Origin of the sequence: Corynebacterium pseudopelargi (assembly GCF_003814005.1) — a bacterium.
GTDB lineage: Bacteria > Actinomycetota > Actinomycetes > Mycobacteriales > Mycobacteriaceae > Corynebacterium > Corynebacterium pseudopelargi.
This window is the reverse complement of sequence record NZ_CP033898.1, coordinates 1323979-1341709: the sequence shown is the minus strand read 5'-3', so window position 1 is coordinate 1341709 and position 17731 is coordinate 1323979. Positions and strand designations below refer to the sequence as shown.

At 57.8% G+C, this 17731-nt stretch carries 11 protein-coding genes; 5 read left to right on the top strand and 6 right to left on the bottom strand.

Annotated elements, in window-relative coordinates; translation table 11 throughout:
- The first annotated feature begins 62 nt into the window (after positions 1-62).
- Positions 63-2117 carry a glucose PTS transporter subunit IIA gene (locus tag CPPEL_RS06250; RefSeq protein ID WP_123960315.1) on the top strand — a complete coding sequence of 685 codons (2055 nt, stop codon included), beginning with the start codon at positions 63-65 and terminating at the stop codon, positions 2115-2117.
- A 62-nt stretch (positions 2118-2179) separates the two neighbouring features.
- Here the strand turns inward: CPPEL_RS06250 and CPPEL_RS06245 are convergent, their stop codons facing one another.
- From CPPEL_RS06245 to CPPEL_RS06235, 3 genes are read right to left on the bottom strand one after another with little or no spacing between them, the layout of a single operon-like run.
- Positions 2180-3061 (bottom strand): DUF4862 family protein, encoded by an 882-nt coding sequence (locus CPPEL_RS06245; protein WP_123960314.1) that lies wholly within the window; start codon positions 3059-3061, stop codon positions 2180-2182.
- Between the two features lie 13 nt (positions 3062-3074).
- The gene (locus tag CPPEL_RS06240) at positions 3075-4553 is read right to left on the bottom strand and encodes an MFS transporter (protein WP_123960313.1); all 1479 of its coding nucleotides are present in this window, start codon (positions 4551-4553) and stop codon (positions 3075-3077) included.
- Positions 4554-4611: 58 nt separating this feature from the next.
- Entirely contained in the window at positions 4612-6912 is a 2301-nt protein-coding gene (locus tag CPPEL_RS06235) for an exo-alpha-sialidase (protein ID WP_245990404.1), read from the bottom strand.
- A 134-nt stretch (positions 6913-7046) separates the two neighbouring features.
- On the opposite strand from CPPEL_RS06235, the gene coaE reads away from it, so the two are divergent.
- From coaE to CPPEL_RS06220, 3 genes are all read left to right on the top strand, one after another.
- Positions 7047-7646: a dephospho-CoA kinase gene (gene coaE, locus CPPEL_RS06230; protein WP_123960312.1), complete on the top strand. Its 600-nt coding sequence runs from the start codon at positions 7047-7049 to the stop codon at positions 7644-7646.
- Positions 7647-7651: 5 nt separating this feature from the next.
- Positions 7652-9757 carry an excinuclease ABC subunit UvrB gene (uvrB, locus tag CPPEL_RS06225; RefSeq protein WP_123960311.1) on the top strand — a complete coding sequence of 702 codons (2106 nt, stop codon included), beginning with the start codon at positions 7652-7654 and terminating at the stop codon, positions 9755-9757.
- Positions 9758-9897: 140 nt separating this feature from the next.
- Positions 9898-10338, top strand: coding sequence for a universal stress protein (locus CPPEL_RS06220; RefSeq protein WP_123960310.1), 441 nt, complete (start codon positions 9898-9900; stop codon positions 10336-10338).
- A gap of 51 nt (positions 10339-10389) precedes the next feature.
- Here the strand turns inward: CPPEL_RS06220 and CPPEL_RS06215 are convergent, their stop codons facing one another.
- From CPPEL_RS06215 to CPPEL_RS06205, 3 genes are all read right to left on the bottom strand, one after another.
- On the bottom strand, positions 10390-12627 hold the full coding sequence (locus CPPEL_RS06215; RefSeq protein ID WP_487249546.1) for a HelD family protein: 2238 nt from the start codon (positions 12625-12627) through the stop codon (positions 10390-10392).
- Positions 12628-12767: 140 nt separating this feature from the next.
- Positions 12768-13610 (bottom strand): DoxX family membrane protein, encoded by an 843-nt coding sequence (locus CPPEL_RS06210; protein ID WP_123960309.1) that lies wholly within the window; start codon positions 13608-13610, stop codon positions 12768-12770.
- A 117-nt stretch (positions 13611-13727) separates the two neighbouring features.
- Entirely contained in the window at positions 13728-14342 is a 615-nt protein-coding gene (locus tag CPPEL_RS06205) for an MBL fold metallo-hydrolase (protein WP_245990403.1), read from the bottom strand.
- 241 nt (positions 14343-14583) lie between these two features.
- Here CPPEL_RS06205 and uvrA point away from each other — a divergent pair, with 241 nt between their 5' ends.
- Positions 14584-17433, top strand: a complete 2850-nt coding sequence (gene uvrA / locus CPPEL_RS06200; RefSeq protein ID WP_123960308.1) for an excinuclease ABC subunit UvrA — start codon at positions 14584-14586, stop codon at positions 17431-17433.
- Positions 17434-17731 lie beyond the last annotated feature (298 nt).

Here is a 17731-nt window from a genome sequence, read left to right as displayed (position 1 = left end):
CCGTATGTGACTGTTACAACATTTCGGGCGAAGAACCTCCATCCTCTCTTGAAAGGTGACTCATGGCGTCTTCTGTGAAGCAGACTTCAGAGTTCATCCTGGACAAGGTCGGTGGCGCTGAGAACATCGTGTCGCTCACGCACTGTGCAACACGACTTCGTTTCCAGCTCGCAGACCAGTCCAAGGCTGACCAAACCGCCCTCGACAACAACCCCGACGTGCTCGGCGTCGTCCCCCAAGGCTCCACCGGCCTGCAGGTTGTTATGGGTGGTGCTGTTGCGAACTACTACCAAGAACTGCAAAAGCTCACCGGTGGTGAAACCAAGAAGGCCGCGAGCGGCAAGAAGGAATACGGCGGAGCTCGCGGCAAGTACTCGTGGATCGACTACGGCTTCGAGGTGCTCTCTGATACCTTCCGCCCGATCCTTTGGGCGCTGCTCGGCGCATCGCTGATCATCACCATGCTCGTGCTGGCCGATACCTTCGGTTGGCAAGACTTCCGTGCAGAACAGCAGCCTCCGACGTACCAGTTCATGCACGCAATGTGGAACTCCGTGTTCTACTTCCTGCCCATCATGGTCGGTGCCACCGCTGCCCGTAAGCTCGGCGCCAATGAGTGGGTCGGTGCCGCAATCCCTGCCGCATTGATGACCCCGCAGTTCATCGCCATGAAGGAGCTGCCAGAAACGGTTGTTACCCAGGCCGCCAATGGTGCCGACGTGTACAAGGTCACCGTCTTCGGCCTGCCCATGGTGCTCAATGACTACGGCGGACAGGTGTTCCCACCGCTGCTCGCCGCGATCGGCCTGTACTGGGTTGAGAAGCTGTTCAAGAAGATCATCCCTCAGTCCGTGCACATGGTCTTCGTGCCATTCTTCTCGCTGCTGATCATGATCCCGCTGACGGCCTTCCTGCTCGGCCCCTTCGGTATCTACACCGGCGTTGGCATCTCTAACATGCTCTCCGCCATTAACAACTTCAGCCCGCTGATCCTCGCCATCGTGGTGCCGCTGCTGTACCCATTCCTGGTGCCGCTGGGTCTGCACTGGCCGCTGAACGTGATCATGATCCAAAACATCGCAACCCTGGGCTACGACTTCATCCAAGGCCCCATGGGTGCATGGAACTTCGCCTGCTTCGGTGTGGTCACCGGCGTGCTCATCCTCTCCATCAAGGAGCGCAACGCCACCATGCGTCAGGTTTCCATGGGCGGTATGATGGCCGGCCTGCTCGGCGGTATCTCTGAGCCTTCGCTCTACGGTGTGCTGCTGCGCTTCCGCCGTTCCTACCTAGCACTGCTTCCCGGCTGTGCCATCGGCGGTTTCATCATCGGCCTCTTCGACGTCAAGGCAAAGGCCTTCGTCTTTACCTCCTTGCTCACCTTCCCCGCGATGGAGCCCATGGGTGGCTACCTCATCGGTATCGCCGTCGCATTCTTCACCTCCATGGCTTTGGTCATCGTGATGGACTACCGCACCAAGGAAGAAAAGGCCGAGGTGCTCGAGCGCCTCGCCGCAGAATCCGCTGCTGTTGAATCCGAGTCTGCTCAGGAAGACGCCACCACCGCTGCTGCTCCCGCTGCCGCTGGTGCTGCAGCCGCTGGTGGGGTTGCTACCGCCACCAAGCCTGTAAAGACCGCGCTGGAGCCCGGTGCGCTGACCCAAATCACTGCTCCGCTCGAGGGCAAGGCAGTGCCGCTGTCTGAGGTTCCTGATCCGATCTTCGCCGGCGGCAAGCTGGGCAAGGGTGTCGCCATCGTGCCCTCGGGTACTGAGGTTGTAGCCCCTGCCGACGCCACCGTGCTCACCGTGCAAAAGTCCGGTCACGCAGTTGGCCTGCGCCTGGATTCCGGTGTGGACCTGCTGGTGCACGTCGGTATCGATACCGTCCAGCTCAATGGTGAGGGCTACACCGTCCATGTAGACAAGAAGCAGCACGTCAAGGCTGGCGAGAAGCTCATCAGCTTTGATCCTGACTTCATTGAGTCTCAGGGCTATAACCTGATCACCCCGGTGCTGGTGACCAACACCCCGAAGTTCGCTGACGTGGAAGGCACTGCCGTCGACCACGCCGATGCAAACAGCGTGGTCATCACCACCCGCGCTAAGGACGCCTAAGCGCACAGCAAAAAAAATAATGCCGTTGCCCCGATCAAAGGGGCAACGGCATTTGCCATGTATTAGGCCTGGCAGCACCGATAAATGCGTTCGATCATGCCCAAGCGTTGCTCAAGGCTGGCATCCTTGGGCACACAACATTTAGCGCCTAAATAATCCACATCGCCGGCAAGCGCGCAGGATTGCGCTACCTGTTCGGGCGTCATCAACGAGGCGGGCTCATCAAGGCTTAAAGGTAAGTGCCCATCAATCCAAGCCGGGCCGTATTGCGTGGCCTGCGGGGAGGCCCCAGAAAAGATCACTCCGGCAAGCACGCCGCTTGCTTTGGCCTGGGCAACGTGCTGTTGAGGCCGGATATCACCGCGGGAACCTACCGCGGAGCGCCCCCAGTTCAAGGAGCAATGTAGGCCGAGCTCTTGGGCAATGGCCAATTCCTCTTCGAGCAATAAGAAGCCCTTTTCTGCTTCATGCTCATCAGATCGTTCATCGCAATGCTCAATCACGATCTTGGCACCACACCAATCCCAGGTGAGCAGTTGTTCAAGTGATGCATGGAAATCCTCGGCAGTAGAGCGATTGCTCGGCGCAGAATGCAGCGCCACCCAGTCGAAGATATGGCCATGCTCGCGGTGCATCGCCTCAAGGGAATTGCGAAGCTGGGCACAAAACTCCATGGCCTTGGCCCTGCCGGCGGCAGTGGGAGATCCAAGACCGAAATCGGGATCATCCCACACATTGACCATGGTGCCAGGTATTGCGGTGAGCACGCTGTGCTGGAAACGCCCCTCTAACAAGGAGCCGAGGAAACTCTCGTGCATCTGGCCTGGATACGGCACCTCGAGTCCATCCACCCAGCCGGTTTCAGCCAGCAGGTCATAGTAGCGACGCTGCGCATCAAGCTCGGGTGGTTGGGAGGCATACGCTCCTACAACAAAGTACGACATGTTGATGCACTTCCTATGCTTTCGCGATGATCTCGTCATTGCCGTCTTCGGGGCGAACAGCGGAGGCGTCGACAAGCTTTTGCAGCATCCGAGGCAAGTTCAGGCCAATGGAAAGCACCACGATGCCAGCGAAGCCCACGGAAAGCACGGCCAAGGCGCCACCAAAACCAAGGGAACTGCCAGCCAGCGCGGCACCGAGTACGGGGCCTACGGCACCGCCTAAGGCGCCAACGTTATAGCAAAAGCCCAGGCCTGCGGCGCGTCGTTCGATGGGGAAGTAGGAGGCCACCCACTTGGGCAAAAGGCCCGAAATGCCCTGGCCGAACATCTGATTGACAAAGAGCAAGATGGCAACCAGTGCTACCAGCTCGCCGTTTTGCATAAACAGCGGGAAGACGATGGTTTGAGAGATGATGATGGAGATGGCATACCACCGGCGCATACCAAAACGGTCGCCGGCAAAACCGGCAATGATATAGCCCAAGGCGTTACCAAAGCCTGCGAAGGTGATCACGTTGGCCACGGTGTTGGGATCCATGCCTACGTCTTTGAGGTAGGTGGGCAGAAGTCCTTGGATAGGCCAGGTGTACATGAAGGAGGCGAAGATCGTCACCATGATCGCAACACCAATGACCCAACGCTTCGGATCGAATTGGTAGACGAAGAAGATGAAGATGCCTGCGCAGACCACACTTAGCGGCACGATCACCGCAGGACCGACCAGGCGCGAGAAGATCAACAACAAGAACAGCGCGGCGAGCACCACGAGTACCAAGTTGAGTACGCGACGCGAACCGCCGAAGAGGACTGCGAGCATATCGTGTTTGGTGTCGGAAGACTGTTGGCGCTGCTCCCAATCCTCAGCCTCAGGCAGAGAACGGCGCATATAGATGGCCACCACGATGGGCACGATGCCGGTGAGGAAGAGCGCACGCCAACCCCAGCCTGGGTGCCAGCTTTCTACCCAAGCCACCAGGTATTTATCTACCTGCGCTGCCAGAATCACGCCGAAGGCGAAACCGGAGAGCAAAAAGCCCGAGGCTTTATTGCGCATGTGTTTCGGCCAGGATTCGATGATGTAGGTGGCCGAGGAGGAGTACTCGCCGGCCATGGCAAAGCCGATGACGAGACGGCAGATAAATAGCAGCCAGAACCCCGGCGAAAATGCCATGAGGATAGATCCTGCTGCAAAGAGGATGATGGAGGCCACCATGGCGGGTTTGCGGCCCATCTTGTCTGCCATCGCACCCAACACGAGGCCGCCAAGCCAGCGGGAGATGAAGGCAGCAGAGACGAGGGCTGCTGATTGCACCAGGCTTAAGCCGAAGGCATCGCGGATCGCCGGAAGGGCAAAGGAGATGAGCACGAAGTCGTAGCCATCGAGCAAGACGCCGAGCCAGGCGGCAAAAAACGCCTTCCATTTTTCTTTGCTGAGCTGCTTATACCAGGGGAGTTGGGCAGTGGCAGTAGGTACTGCCCGGTTCGCATTCATTGCATGGTTTCCTTTTGCTTATTCAAGGGGTAGAGAGTGCGCTGAGCCAAAAGCAGGCTTAGCTCGAGGTTTGGCGAGAAGCCAGCAGCCAAGAAAGAGGGATTCGGCTGAAAAACAGGCCTTGGGTTTCGCGTTCCCACAACAGCCCGATATCGCCATTGGCCAGTTGTGTCATGCACTGATACACGTAGTGCCGGGGCTGGAATACGCGGTTGTGTGGCCAAGTGCGGCCTTCATCGAAGCTCAGGCGCAGCACCCCGCAGCCGCGGAAGGGCAGCATTTGGGAGGCGTTGGCAAACACCACTGCGGGCTTGCCTGCTACTTCAACTTCAATGGCATTGGGCTGAGAGAAGATCTCTGTGAGCTCGGGGTGGTAATCCACTTCGCCGAAGGTGGCACCGCCATCGGTGGACACGGCATGGCCGACGCGCCCGGAGGGGTGCTGATTGCGCATGTACACATGCACACGGCCTTGGGAATCTTCTACCAGGACGGATTCGTGCAAGGAGCCGCGGTCATCTTCCAGGGCGCGCGAGTCGAGGGTGGCGCCAAAAAGCTCTCGGCCATCATTGGGCGAGGCGCCTCGGTGCCAGGTGGATCCGAGATCATCGCTATAGAGCGCACAGCAGGAAAAGGTCTTGCCTTCTTCGTGGTTGTAGTAGGCGGGCACGAGGATCCTTCCTGCGTGTTCGCCGTGGCGCAGTTGGATGCCGTTGCCAGGGGAGGTACCAATAAAGCGCATCCATGGTGCTTTGATGTCTGCGGTGATATCCACCGGATCGCTCCACGTTTCGCCGTCGTCATCGCTGGTGATCATCTGTACATAGGCGCTGCGGTGGCTAAACAGGCTCTCGTTGGGGTCGACGCCATAGGCGAGGTAGATATTGCCTGCGGGTTGGTCGCTTTGATACACGTTGCCTTTGGCATCAACGCGGTATTCGGTGCTCTGGCCATCGAGGGTGACCACGCTGCCATCGGTGCTGAGCGCGAATTGCTCACCCTGGCGGTTATGCAGCAGCATGCGCTGTTGATCATCAAAACCGGTGCCTACTTCGCAGTTTGGTTGACCAATGCCGCCGGGGAAGTGGTCGATCAGCACGATCACCTTGCCGCTTTCACGATCTTGTACCAGTACGGAGTCGATCACGCTGGCGCCCTTGCGGCCTTCGCCGGGGTATTCGATCAGCGTTTGCATCGGCTCCCAGGTCTGGCCATCGTCGAGGCTGCGGCGCAACACGAAGTCGATATCGTTTGGGCTGTCGTTGGCGATGCTGACTCTGCGGTCTGCTCCCGCAAGAATCACGCCCGATGCGAGCCGGAGCAGTGATGGAATGCGGTAGCTTTTGGATCCATGAAATCCAGTATCAAATAATGCCCTGGTTTCGATGGGGCTTACTCCTGCCAGGCGCTTGACCTGGGCGTCGCTGAGCACTGCGTCGAAAATAGCCGCGGTTTGGGCTTCGCCAAATAGCCGCGATTGTTCGAGGTTCATGCCCACGGTCACGGCCTTGATGGGAGCGACATCGGCAAAGAAGCAGGCGCCAGGGGCCAGTGCCACCTGGTAGCCATCCACATACAGCACCAAGGCGCCGCGGCCGGAAACTAAGACCACATCGTGCCATTCGCCATCGTCCCAGTGGCCGGGGGCCTCAACGCTTGCCAGCGTGGTGGCGTGATCTGTTGCGCTATAGCGCAGGCCGCCATCAATCAGCTCGAGGGTGAGGGTGCCGTGCTCGCCACCTGCTTGGATGATGGTGCCGCCTTGGCCGAGGCCACGGGAGCGAAAGCGTGCGCGCCAGGCACCGGAGTGCAGGGCTGAGCAACGTTGTGCGTCGCGATCGGAAAGATGAGAGGCGGCGAATTCTACAAACGGCGCTGCGGCGTGGGCTTTGGCCACCATCTGCGGGGCCTGCAGGGCCTCATCAAAGATGTCGAGTGCGTGGACCTGCATGATGCCGGCTGGATCAGTGGCGATGCGTTGCACCTCGAGCTGCTCAAACCAGCCAATCGGTGTGGTGTGAAATGCCGCGTAGCCGTCGAGGTAGAGCGCGAGGCCTTCCTCGCTGGCTACTAGGCCTAGGGTGTGGGGTTTGCCGTCGTCAATTCCGAGGGTGTCTTCGGCGTCGATGTGGCGTTCTTGCTTGTCGACGCTCACCGCGCCGTCAATCCTGCCGCCTGCAATGCTTAATTCGATGTGGCCACGGGCGCCGTCGATACGCAGGAGGGTGCCGTCGATGGTGGAGCTGAAGTGCAGCAAAAGGGTGCCGTGGCTGCAATGGGCTAGGGACTGTAGTGCTGAGGCATCAATTGCTTGGGGTAGTGGTGCATCAACATGCAATGAGGGTGAAAGTGTGCTCACCGGGGTTCCTCCGCATCCAAGAAGCGTTGTAGGACGTCTGACAAGTTCATTTATATAGGAATTGTGACGCCTGTGTATCCAGCTTGGCAATGTGTTGTGCGTTACCTTTTAGGCTCGGCTACAATGGCGAAGCTATGAAGATAGGACTGACCGGCGGAATCGGTAGCGGCAAAAGCACGGTGGCCACAATGTTGCGCGAACGAGGCGCGAATATTATCGACGCCGACCAAGTCGCCCGAGACGTCGTAGCCCCAGGAAGTCCCGTCCTAGAAGAACTCGCCGCGGCCTTTGGCCAAGACATCATCGAAAGCGATGGAAGCCTACGGCGCCAAGCATTGGCGCAGCGCGCCTTTCGCGATGAAGCATCCACCGCGAAGCTCAACGCCATTACCCACCCGGCTATCGCGAAACGCATCAAAACGCTGCTTGAGGCCGCAGATCGCGAGGATGCAACAGCCATCGTGGTGCTCGATCACCCACTGCTGCTTGAAACCAACTCCGATGCCTTGGTCGATCGCGTGATCGTGGTTGATGTTCCAGCACAGGAGCGAATCCGAAGGCTCGTTGCCTACCGCGGCTTAGAAGCAGACGATGCCAAGGCTCGCATCGAACGCCAAATGCCTGATCAGCAGCGCCGCGCCCGCGCCGATTACCTGGTAGATAACTCAGGTGATGAACAAGCACTTAAGGCAGAAGTAGCCAAACTCTGGGAGTATGTACACGCGGTACAGTAGTGCCCATGGCTTTTGCTTCTGAGCACCCCGAAAAAATCAACGCCGATTTAGAAGATTTCCGCCCCGTAGAGGAAGTGGAACGCAGCGATGGCGTATTCGAGGTGGTGTCTGAATACGAACCTGCCGGCGACCAGCCAACCGCCGTTGCCGAGCTGGATCAACGCCTCAACCAAGGCGAACGCGACGTGGTGCTCCTTGGTGCCACCGGTACCGGTAAATCCGCAACGGCTGCGTGGCTGATTGAAAAACAACAGCGCCCCACCTTAGTCATGGCGCCCAATAAAACCCTGGCTGCCCAATTGGCCAATGAGCTGCGCCAATTACTGCCCAATAACGCGGTTGAGTACTTCGTGAGCTATTACGACTACTACCAACCGGAAGCCTATATCGCCCAAACAGACACCTATATTGAAAAAGACTCTTCCATCAACGACGACGTAGAGCGCCTGCGCCACCGCGCTACCAGCTCGCTGCTCTCTCGTCGCGATGTGGTGGTAGTGAGCTCGGTTTCTTGCATCTACGGCTTGGGCACCCCGCAGAGCTACCTGGACCGTTCGGTGGTGCTGAAAGTAGGCGAAGAAGTAGAACGCGATCGCTTCCTGCGCCTGTTAGTGGATATCCAATACGCCCGAAATGACGTGGGCTTTACCCGAGGCGCCTTCCGCGTGAAAGGCGATGTGGTAGACATTATCCCCGCCTATGAAGAACTCGCCGTGAGAGTGGAGTTCTTTGGCGATGAGATCGACTCCCTGTACTACATTCACCCGCTCACAGGCGACGTGGTGCGCCAGGTAGATGAGATCCGGATTTTCCCGGCCACCCACTATGTGGCAGGGCCAGAGCGGATGGAAAAAGCCGTCGCGGATATCAAAGAAGAGCTCGCCGAACGCCTCGAAGACCTAGAAAACCGCGGCAAATTGCTCGAAGCCCAAAGGCTTCGCATGCGCACCGAATATGACCTGGAAATGATCGAGCAGGTGGGCTTTTGCTCCGGCATTGAGAACTACTCTCGCCACCTCGATGGCAGGCCCGCGGGAACGGCGCCGGCAACGCTGTTGGATTATTTCCCCGAAGATTTTCTCACCATCATCGATGAGTCCCACGTGACCGTGCCACAGATTGGCGGCATGTTCGAAGGCGATATGTCGCGCAAGCGCAACCTGGTGGAATTTGGCTTCCGCCTACCATCTGCGCTGGATAACCGTCCTTTAACCTGGGAGGAATTTGAAGCACGCGTTGGCCAAACCGTCTATCTTTCGGCCACGCCCGGCGACTATGAGATGGCCGCCGCCGGCGGCGAGTTCGTAGAGCAAGTCATTCGTCCCACCGGCTTGTTGGATCCCAAGGTGGATGTGCGCCCCACCAAGGGCCAGATCGACGATCTGATCCACGAGATCCGCGAACGCACCGCCAAGCAGGAACGCGTACTGGTTACCACCTTGACCAAGAAGATGGCCGAGGATCTCACCGATTATCTGCTAGAAAATGGCATCAGGGTGCGCTACCTGCACTCGGATATCGATACCCTGCAGCGCGTCGAATTGCTGCGCCAACTGCGCCTGGGTGAATATGACGTGCTCGTGGGCATCAACCTTCTGCGCGAGGGTCTCGACCTACCCGAAGTATCACTAGTGGCCATCCTGGATGCGGATAAGGAAGGCTTCTTGCGTTCTACTCGATCCTTGGTCCAAACCATTGGTCGTGCCGCCCGCAATGTCTCGGGTGAAGTGATCATGTATGCCGATAAGGTCACCGAATCGATGCAATACGCCATCGATGAAACGGAGCGCCGACGCGAAAAGCAGATTGCCTACAACACCGAGCACGGCATTGATCCTCAGCCTTTGAGGAAGAAGATCGCAGATATTTTGGATCAGGTGGCAGAAGCCAATGGGGAAGAAGCACCGAGTGCCAGCGGCGATACCTTGGTGGCCCAGCGCCGCGATGTATCGGCGATGCCCACAGAGCAGGTGCGCGCCTTGATTGATCAGCTCAGCGCCGAAATGGCCGCAGCAGCTAGGGAATTGAAGTTCGAATTGGCCGGGCGGCTTCGTGATGAAATCGCGGATCTGAAAAAGGAATTGCGTGGCCTTGAAGACGCCGGCATGTAATCTGCCAGATCCAACACAGTGCCCATGTGATGCGCTGATACTCACCTTGGCGTGCACCTGGCCGGGAAGTTGTTAGACTTGGAGCATTGCGGAGCTATAAGGGCTCTTTGAATAAACATATTGCTTTCAGAAAGGTTCTCATGAGCGATTACTCCACCATCGTTGTTGGCACCGACGGCTCCAAATCCTCCATGCTTGCCGTGGAGCGTGCCGCTAAGATCGCCGCCGCGTTCGACGCCACCTTGATCGTCGGCTGTGCCTACTACGAGAGCAAGGAAGACGCTTCGAAAACGCTGCGCCAAGACTCAGTAACGGTGCTGGGTAATGACCCAGCTCAGCAGAACCTGGACAAGGCCGCAGAGCACGCACGCGGCGCCGGTGCCCAGAAGATCGAAACTGCTATCCGCCCAGGCACCCCGGTTGAGGCGCTCATGGCTATCGTGAATGAAAACAACGCCGACCTGCTCGTCGTGGGTAACCGCGGCATTAACTCACTCACCGGCCGCCTGCTTGGCTCGGTACCTGCCGATGTGGCTCGTCAGTCCGACTGCGATGTGATGATTGTGCACACCGTGAGCTAATCCGGTTCAAGCAATAACACCCGCCTTCCCCTTTAAGGAAGGCGGGTGTTGCTATAGGGGGAGTTCGCCGATAACGCTTAACGTCTGGGTTGCGCGGGTGCAGGCCACATAGAGGTTTTGCCACCCCTGGGGAGACTCCTCCACCATGGCCTTGGGATCCAACAGCACCACATGGTCAAATTCCAAGCCCTTGGCGGCACTAATGCCAAGGATGCCATCGCCTGCCTGGGCATCCGGGCCGATGACGGCACAGAGCCTTTCTGGTTCGCGCTGTTGAATCTCCTGGGCAATCGCGAGCGCGTCAGTCCCTTCGGGCAAGTAGCGGATGGGCTCGTTGGAACGTCGTAAAGCTTGGGCTTTGGGCACATGAGGTGCATAGACATCCAGCACGCGGTGGGCAAGCTCCATGATCTCGACCGGGGTGCGGTAATTCACGCTCAGCCGGTGGGTGCGGAAGCGGTCGTGCACATAGGGCTCGAGGGTTTCAGCCCAGGCATCCACACCGGCAGGCGAGCCAGTCTGCGCCGGATCGCCCACGATGGTCATCCACCGCGAGGGACTGCGGCGAAACACCATGCGCCACTCCATCGGGGTCAGCTCCTGAGCCTCGTCGATGATGACGTGCCCAAAAGCCCAACGATGGTCCTCTGCAGCGCGCTGGGCAGTGCTGCGCTGGTCGCGCACCTCCTGGCGAGCCGCCAAGGTTTCGGCATCCACCACGTCATGGGCAGAAAGGATCTCGGCATCGGCTTCATCGTCAAGGTCGGTATTCTGCGAACCAGTCAGCACATCGAGGGCCTCGGCGGCTTCTGCCACCTGCTCGCGCCAACGCTTGCGCTGAGCCTCTAATTGCTCTTCGGGATCAAGCCCACCGATCCGTGCGGCGAGTTCATCTAAAAGAGCAGCATCGGAAGATGCCCAGGCATAACCATCGCGCCGATAGAGGGCCTGTTGAGTATCCTCGTCATAATCAAAGGCAATGGCCTGGATCAGCGATGGATCCTCAAAGAACTGCGCCAGCACCGTGGTGGGTGCAAGCTCCGGCCAGAATTCAGCACAAAGCTGCGAAAAGATCGGCGCTTGGCGCACATCATCGTGCAACTCAGCCAAGTCGCCTTCGCCCAACAGATTCTTGCCCCCGAGGGGATCTGCACCAATACGGTCCCGCATGGCATTGGCGATCTGCTCGGCTAGTGCGGTAGCAAATACCGGGCGGGCCTCATTGTGCGGTTTACGGCTTCGTCTCGCACGGGTGCGAGCAGCCCTGACCATCGCCGGCTCAAGCGCAATGTCCAAGCCATCGATGCTGATGGTCCGCGTGCTCTCTGGCAGTTGCTGGTGGTGTTTGATCAGGCGATCAATAACCACCACCATCTCCTCGCTGCCCTTGATTTCTCGGGCAAGCAGGGATTCCTCCGCTGAGGCCTCGACACCGGGGTAGAGATCACCAACGGTAGATAGCACCACGCCCGTTTCACCCAATTCCGGCAACACCCGCGAGATGTACTCCAAGAAGGTGGCATTGGGGCCAAGAATCAACACACCGGTCTTGGCCAATTGCTCACGCCAGGTATAAAGCAAATAGGCAATGCGGTGCAAGGCCACAGCAGTTTTGCCCGTGCCAGGGCCACCTTCTACCACCATCACACCGCGGTGTTCATCGCGGATGATCTGGTCTTGTTCGCGCTGAATCGTCTGGACAATTGAGGCCATGTGCCCGGTGCGCGCAGCTTCGAGCGCATCATGCAAGGCAGCCTCGCTGGTCACACCGGATGCTTCAGCGCTGCCAGGACCTGAAAGCACTTCATCGTGCACAGCAGTGACCTTGGTGCCCTTGGTGCGAATATGACGCCGAAGCTGCACGCCCTCAGGGTGTGCGGTGGTGGCCAGATAGAAGGGACGCGCCATGGGGGCGCGCCAATCAAGCAAAAGCGTGCGGTAATTATCCTCGCGATCAACCAAGCCCATACGGCCGATATAGCGACGATCCACCCCAGGTTGGCCATCGACCGGGTTATCAATCAAGTGCTCTGGTACATCGGCTACGTCGATGCGCCCAAACACCAACCCAAGCTGGGCAAGGTTGAGCCGATCGATCTTCTCGTTCAGGCTGTGGTACTCGGTTTCGCGCCGCACCAGCGCCTCGGCATCAGGGTTGCAGGGATCTACCTCGAGCATGACGGACTTCAGCCGTGCATTTGCCTGGGCAACTTCTTGGTCCAAGGTGGCAATAAGCTTATCGACGTTTTCCTGCTCGGCATTTAACGTCGCTTGATCTTGCTTGGGAATGCTCGCATCCTTTCTATTGCGCTTTGGATCAGGTACAACGCTGCAAGGGGTGAATTTTGTTCCCCGGCACAACAACGCCCCACCGAAAGAATCGTTCCGGCGGGGCGAAGGTGTGGGGTGAAAAAGGTGGAGAAAAACCTTTAGATGTTCTTCACGCGCTTCTGGGCCTTCTTCAAAGCCTTAGCGGCATCCTTTTGCAGCTTGCCGTAGCGCTTATCAGCCTTCTTCGCTGCGCGGCCAGATGCCTTCTCGGCGTCTTCCAATGCAGCCTGTGCGCGATCCTGAGCCTTAGCGGCAGCCTTGACTACCTTCTTCTTGGCTACCTTGGAGTTCTTCTGGGCGCTCTTGAGCCAATCATCTTTGTTGTCGTCAACATAATCCTTGGCGTTGCCGGCAACCTCGGCCACCTTATCGGAAGCGTCGCCGATCCAATCCTTGGCAGAAGCAGCGAATGCAGAAGCCTGCTCCTGGGCGTTCTCGGTGAACTTCTCAGTCTCAGACTTGGTAGGCAGAGCCTTTTGCACCTTCTTATTGGCCACCTTGGCAGCGTGGCCTGCGCGCCACTTCAGGCCCGGCTTGCCTTCGGTATCAAGGCTGGTGATGGCAAGGCCACCGATGAGCGCGAGGTTGGTAAGGAAGCCCTGGCGGCGCGATACCTTTTCTTCGCGGGAATCTGCTGCCCAGAAGGCGTTGCGGGTGATCAAGGTGGGCAGTGCGAGCAAAGCCAGCACAGCGGCGGACAGGCGGGGAGCCTTGCCAAGAGCCAGCAGGGCGCCGGCGCCAACCTTGGTGCCGCCAACAGCCTTGGCCACGGTCTCCGGATCCTTCGGAATGAAGGTGCGGTACTGACGAGGCAGCAAGGAACGGAGGTTGTTGACAACCGACTCGGTGGAATCAACATGAGCCTGGGTGTTCATGACGGTATCGGCACCATCGGCGATATATACCGATGCGATCATCGGTCGTGCAAGCTTGCGGATCATAAAAAGAAATCTCCTTGAGATAGATGCAAAGCGTTCTTGTTGGGGGAGTATAGCGCCCGATTGCCAAGATCAACGCATAAAGCGCCACCTTGTGCGAAATTGTTTATGTTTTGTTGCTTAGTAGCCGCGCTCACGCCACTGATCAAGCTGTGGGTGTTCAGCACCAAGCATGGTGGGCTTACCGTGGCCTGGATGCACGATCGCATCATCTGGATAGACATCGAAAAGCTGCTCTTTGACATCGGAGAAGAGCTGCTCGAATTCCTTGGGGGAATTGGTTTTGCCAACTCCGCCGGGGAAGAGGCTATCGCCTACAAACAGGTGCGTGGTGCCGTCAATCTGGCAAGACAAAGCCAAACCACCTGGGGTGTGACCACGCAGGATATGCGCCTCAAGCTGGAGGCCTTCAAAATCTAAAGCGTCGCCTTGTTCAAGCGCAATATCTACCTTCGCAGGCAGCGCGTCAGCATCCGGGGCAGGAGCAATGTGGGTCGCGTCCGTGCGCTCGAGCAGTTCCTCTAAAGCACGCACATGATCCCAGTGCTGATGGGTGGTGACCACCGCGGTGATGCTGGCGTTGTGGCGCTTGGCTAACGCGAGCAGTGCTTCGGTGTTATCCGCGGCGTCGATAAGCAAAGCCTGATCGCCACGGACCAAAAGGTAGCAATTGTTGTCCATATCGGACACGGAAATCTGATCAAGGATGGTCTTGGGTTGTTGGTTCTCGCTCATGCAAAGAAAGTCTAGCGCCTTCGAGCAAGGTGTGTTCGTCCATCTGTTCGATCTCTTGCTAGGATGAGGCAGCATGGGGCAGTAGTGAGCAAGGCGTTGAGGTGAAAGGATGCAATTTTTCTCCCGCGCCATGCGCTGTCATAGTGGGGTTGATAGAAACCTCGCAATCTCAGGCCCAAAGAAGAACTTCGAGCGTGTCGGGCGCAGTAGAAATCGATAACTTATAGAAGGTGCAAAGTACGTGGCTGATCGTTTGGTAGTACGCGGAGCAAGAGAACACAACCTCAAAGGCGTTGATATCGACTTGCCACGCGATGCCCTCATTGTGTTCACCGGCTTGTCGGGATCGGGTAAATCCTCCCTGGCGTTCGACACCATCTTCGCCGAAGGCCAGCGCCGATACGTCGAGTCGCTTTCAAGCTATGCGCGGCAGTTCCTCGGCCAAATGGATAAACCCGATGTGGACTTCATTGAAGGCCTCTCGCCTGCAGTATCCATTGACCAAAAATCCACCAACCGCAACCCGCGATCCACGGTGGGCACCATCACCGAGGTCTATGACTATCTGCGCTTGCTCTATGCCCGCGCCGGCACCGCGCACTGCCCGACCTGTGATGCAGTAATCCAGCGTCAAACCCCACAACAGATCGTGGATCAAGTCCTGGAACTTGAACAAGGCACGAAATTCCAGGTGCTCGCACCCGTGGTGCGCACCAGAAAAGGTGAGTTTGTCGAGTTATTCGCCGAGCTTGCCGCCGAGGGCTATGCCCGCGTGCGCGTGGATGGCCAGGTGTATCAGCTCAGCGATCCACCTAAGCTGAAAAAGCAGGTCAAGCACGATATTGACGTCGTTGTTGATCGCCTTCAAGTCAAAGACTCTCAACGCCAAAGGCTCACCGATTCCGTAGAAACGGCCCTTGGGCTTGCCGACGGCGTAGTGGCGCTAGAATTTGTTGGCCTTGATCCGGAAGACCCGAACCGCATTCGTCGCTTCTCTGAAAAGATGGCCTGCCCAAACGGGCACACGCTCGACATTGACGAGCTTGAACCACGCGCCTTTTCTTTTAACTCCCCATACGGCGCCTGCCCGGCCTGCGATGGCCTCGGTACGCGCACCGAGGTAGACGTAGACCTCATCATCCCAGATGAAGATGCGCCAGTGATCAAATCGGTGCAGCCGTGGAATTCCAGCCCCAATCACCGCTACTTTGAAAAGCTCATCGAGGCCTTAGCCAAGGCCATGGACTTCGATCCGCGCACGCCCTATTCCCAACTGAGCAAACAGCAGCAACATGCGCTAGTGCATGGCAGCGACCAAGAAGTAGCAGTGCGCTATAAAAACCGTTATGGCCGCATGAGAAGCTGGTCTGCGCCATTCGAAGGCGTACTGGGCTATATCCAACGCAAATTGGATCAGGCCGATAGCGAGAGCCAAAAAGATCGCCTCTTGGCCTATACCCGAGAGATTGCCTGCCCGAGCTGCCAAGGTGCGCGCCTGCGGCCGGAAGTATTGTCGGTTCGCCTCGCCTCTAGCTCGCATGGCGAGCAGTCGATTGCTGGCCTCAGTGCCCTCTCTGTTGCCGAGGCGGCAGAATTTCTCAATACCCTGCAACTCGGTGCACGCGAGGAAATGATTGCCGGGGCGGTGCTCAAAGAGATCCAGGCACGCCTGAAATTCCTGCTCGATGTCGGCTTGAACTATCTCACCTTAAATCGCGCCGCAGGCACCCTTTCTGGCGGCGAGGCCCAACGAATCCGCCTGGCCACCCAGATTGGTTCCGGTTTGGCCGGGGTGCTTTACGTGCTCGACGAGCCCTCCATTGGCCTGCACCAGCGCGATAATCAACGCCTGATTACCACCCTTGAGCACCTGCGCGATATTGGCAATACCTTGATCGTGGTCGAACACGATGAAGACACCATCCGTGCCGCCGACTGGTTGGTCGATATCGGACCTAGAGCCGGTGAATATGGTGGCGAAGTGGTCTACCAGGGTGATCCGGCAGGCATTAACGACTGTGAAGACTCCGTTACCGGCGCCTATTTAAGTGGCCGCAAAGTGCTCGGCGTGCCTGAGCAGCGCCGCGCCATTGATAGCCAAAGAATGCTCAAGGTGATCGGCGCTAAGGAAAACAACCTGCGCAATATCGACGTCGACATTCCCCTCGGCGTGCTCGCCTGCATTACCGGCGTATCGGGTTCGGGTAAATCCACCCTCATTAACCAGATCCTTTCTAAAGTGCTGGCCAATGAGCTCAACCGTTCCCGCCAGGTACCAGGCAGGGTCAAGCGCGTAGAAGGCATGGAGCATCTGGATAAATTGGTGCAGGTAGATCAATCGCCGATTGGTCGCACGCCACGCTCAAATCCCGCCACCTATACCGGTGTTTTTGACAAGATCCGCAACCTTTTTGCCGAGACCACCGAGGCCAAGGTTCGAGGCTATAAGCCCGGGCGTTTCTCCTTTAACGTCAAGGGCGGGCGCTGCGAGGCGTGCCAGGGCGATGGCACGCTGAAGATCGAAATGAACTTCCTCCCCGATGTCTACGTTCCCTGCGAGGTGTGCCAGGGTGCGCGCTATAACCGGGAAACCCTGGAGGTGAAGTACAAGGGCAAGAACATCGCAGAGGTGCTCGATATGCCCATTAGCGAGGCTGCGGAGTTCTTCGAGCCAATTACCTCTATCCACCGCTACTTGGCCACCTTGAATAAGGTCGGCCTTGGCTATGTGCGCTTAGGGCAATCGGCCACCACCTTGTCCGGTGGTGAAGCGCAGCGCGTGAAGCTGGCATCGGAGTTGCAGAAGCGCTCCAATGGTCGCACCATCTACATCCTCGATGAGCCAACCACCGGGTTGCACTTTGAAGATATTCGCAAGCTGATGCTGGTGATCCAAGGCTTGGTAGATAAAGGCAACTCAGTGCTCGTGATCGAGCACAACCTCGATGTGATCAAAGCCGCCGACTGGATCATCGATATGGGCCCAGAAGGCGGATCCGGTGGTGGGCAAGTGGTTGCCCAGGGAACACCTGAAGATGTGGCTGCGGTGTCTGGTTCTTATACGGGGCAATTCCTCAAAGAAATCCTCTGAGGCCGTGTCGCTTTGCGCTGCCGCCAAGGTTGCTGCTAAGGTATCTTCCACTACCGCCTACTAAGGGTGTATGCCTGTAGTAGGTCGCAAGTGGAGATCATCCCACCCGAAGCCGCTTCAGTACCCCGGTACGAAGCTGGACAAGGGTCAAGGTAAAAGACACACGCGGTATCAGCGTATGTCTGGAACACGATCTCCCGTTCACCCCGAGGGTGAACGGGTTTTTCGCATGAGCGCACGCTCATTCTGTGAAAACCCGGCGATTGACGCGGTACGTCAAAAGTTCAATTTGCTACTT

Bases quoted from the DNA above. Each gene is read 5' to 3' on its own strand.
- CPPEL_RS06205 (WP_245990403.1), bottom strand. From the start codon at position 14,342: ATGAGCGAGAACCAACAACCCAAGACCATCCTTGATCAGATTTCCGTG.
- coaE (WP_123960312.1), top strand. From the start codon at position 7,047: ATGAAGATAGGACTGACCGGCGGAATCGGTAGCGGCAAAAGCACGGTG.
- uvrB (WP_123960311.1), top strand. From the start codon at position 7,652: ATGGCTTTTGCTTCTGAGCACCCCGAAAAAATCAACGCCGATTTAGAA.
- CPPEL_RS06210 (WP_123960309.1), bottom strand. From the start codon at position 13,610: ATGATCCGCAAGCTTGCACGACCGATGATCGCATCGGTATATATCGCC.
- CPPEL_RS06245 (WP_123960314.1), bottom strand. From the start codon at position 3,061: ATGTCGTACTTTGTTGTAGGAGCGTATGCCTCCCAACCACCCGAGCTT.
- CPPEL_RS06220 (WP_123960310.1), top strand. From the start codon at position 9,898: ATGAGCGATTACTCCACCATCGTTGTTGGCACCGACGGCTCCAAATCC.
- CPPEL_RS06240 (WP_123960313.1), bottom strand. From the start codon at position 4,553: ATGAATGCGAACCGGGCAGTACCTACTGCCACTGCCCAACTCCCCTGG.
- CPPEL_RS06250 (WP_123960315.1), top strand. From the start codon at position 63: ATGGCGTCTTCTGTGAAGCAGACTTCAGAGTTCATCCTGGACAAGGTC.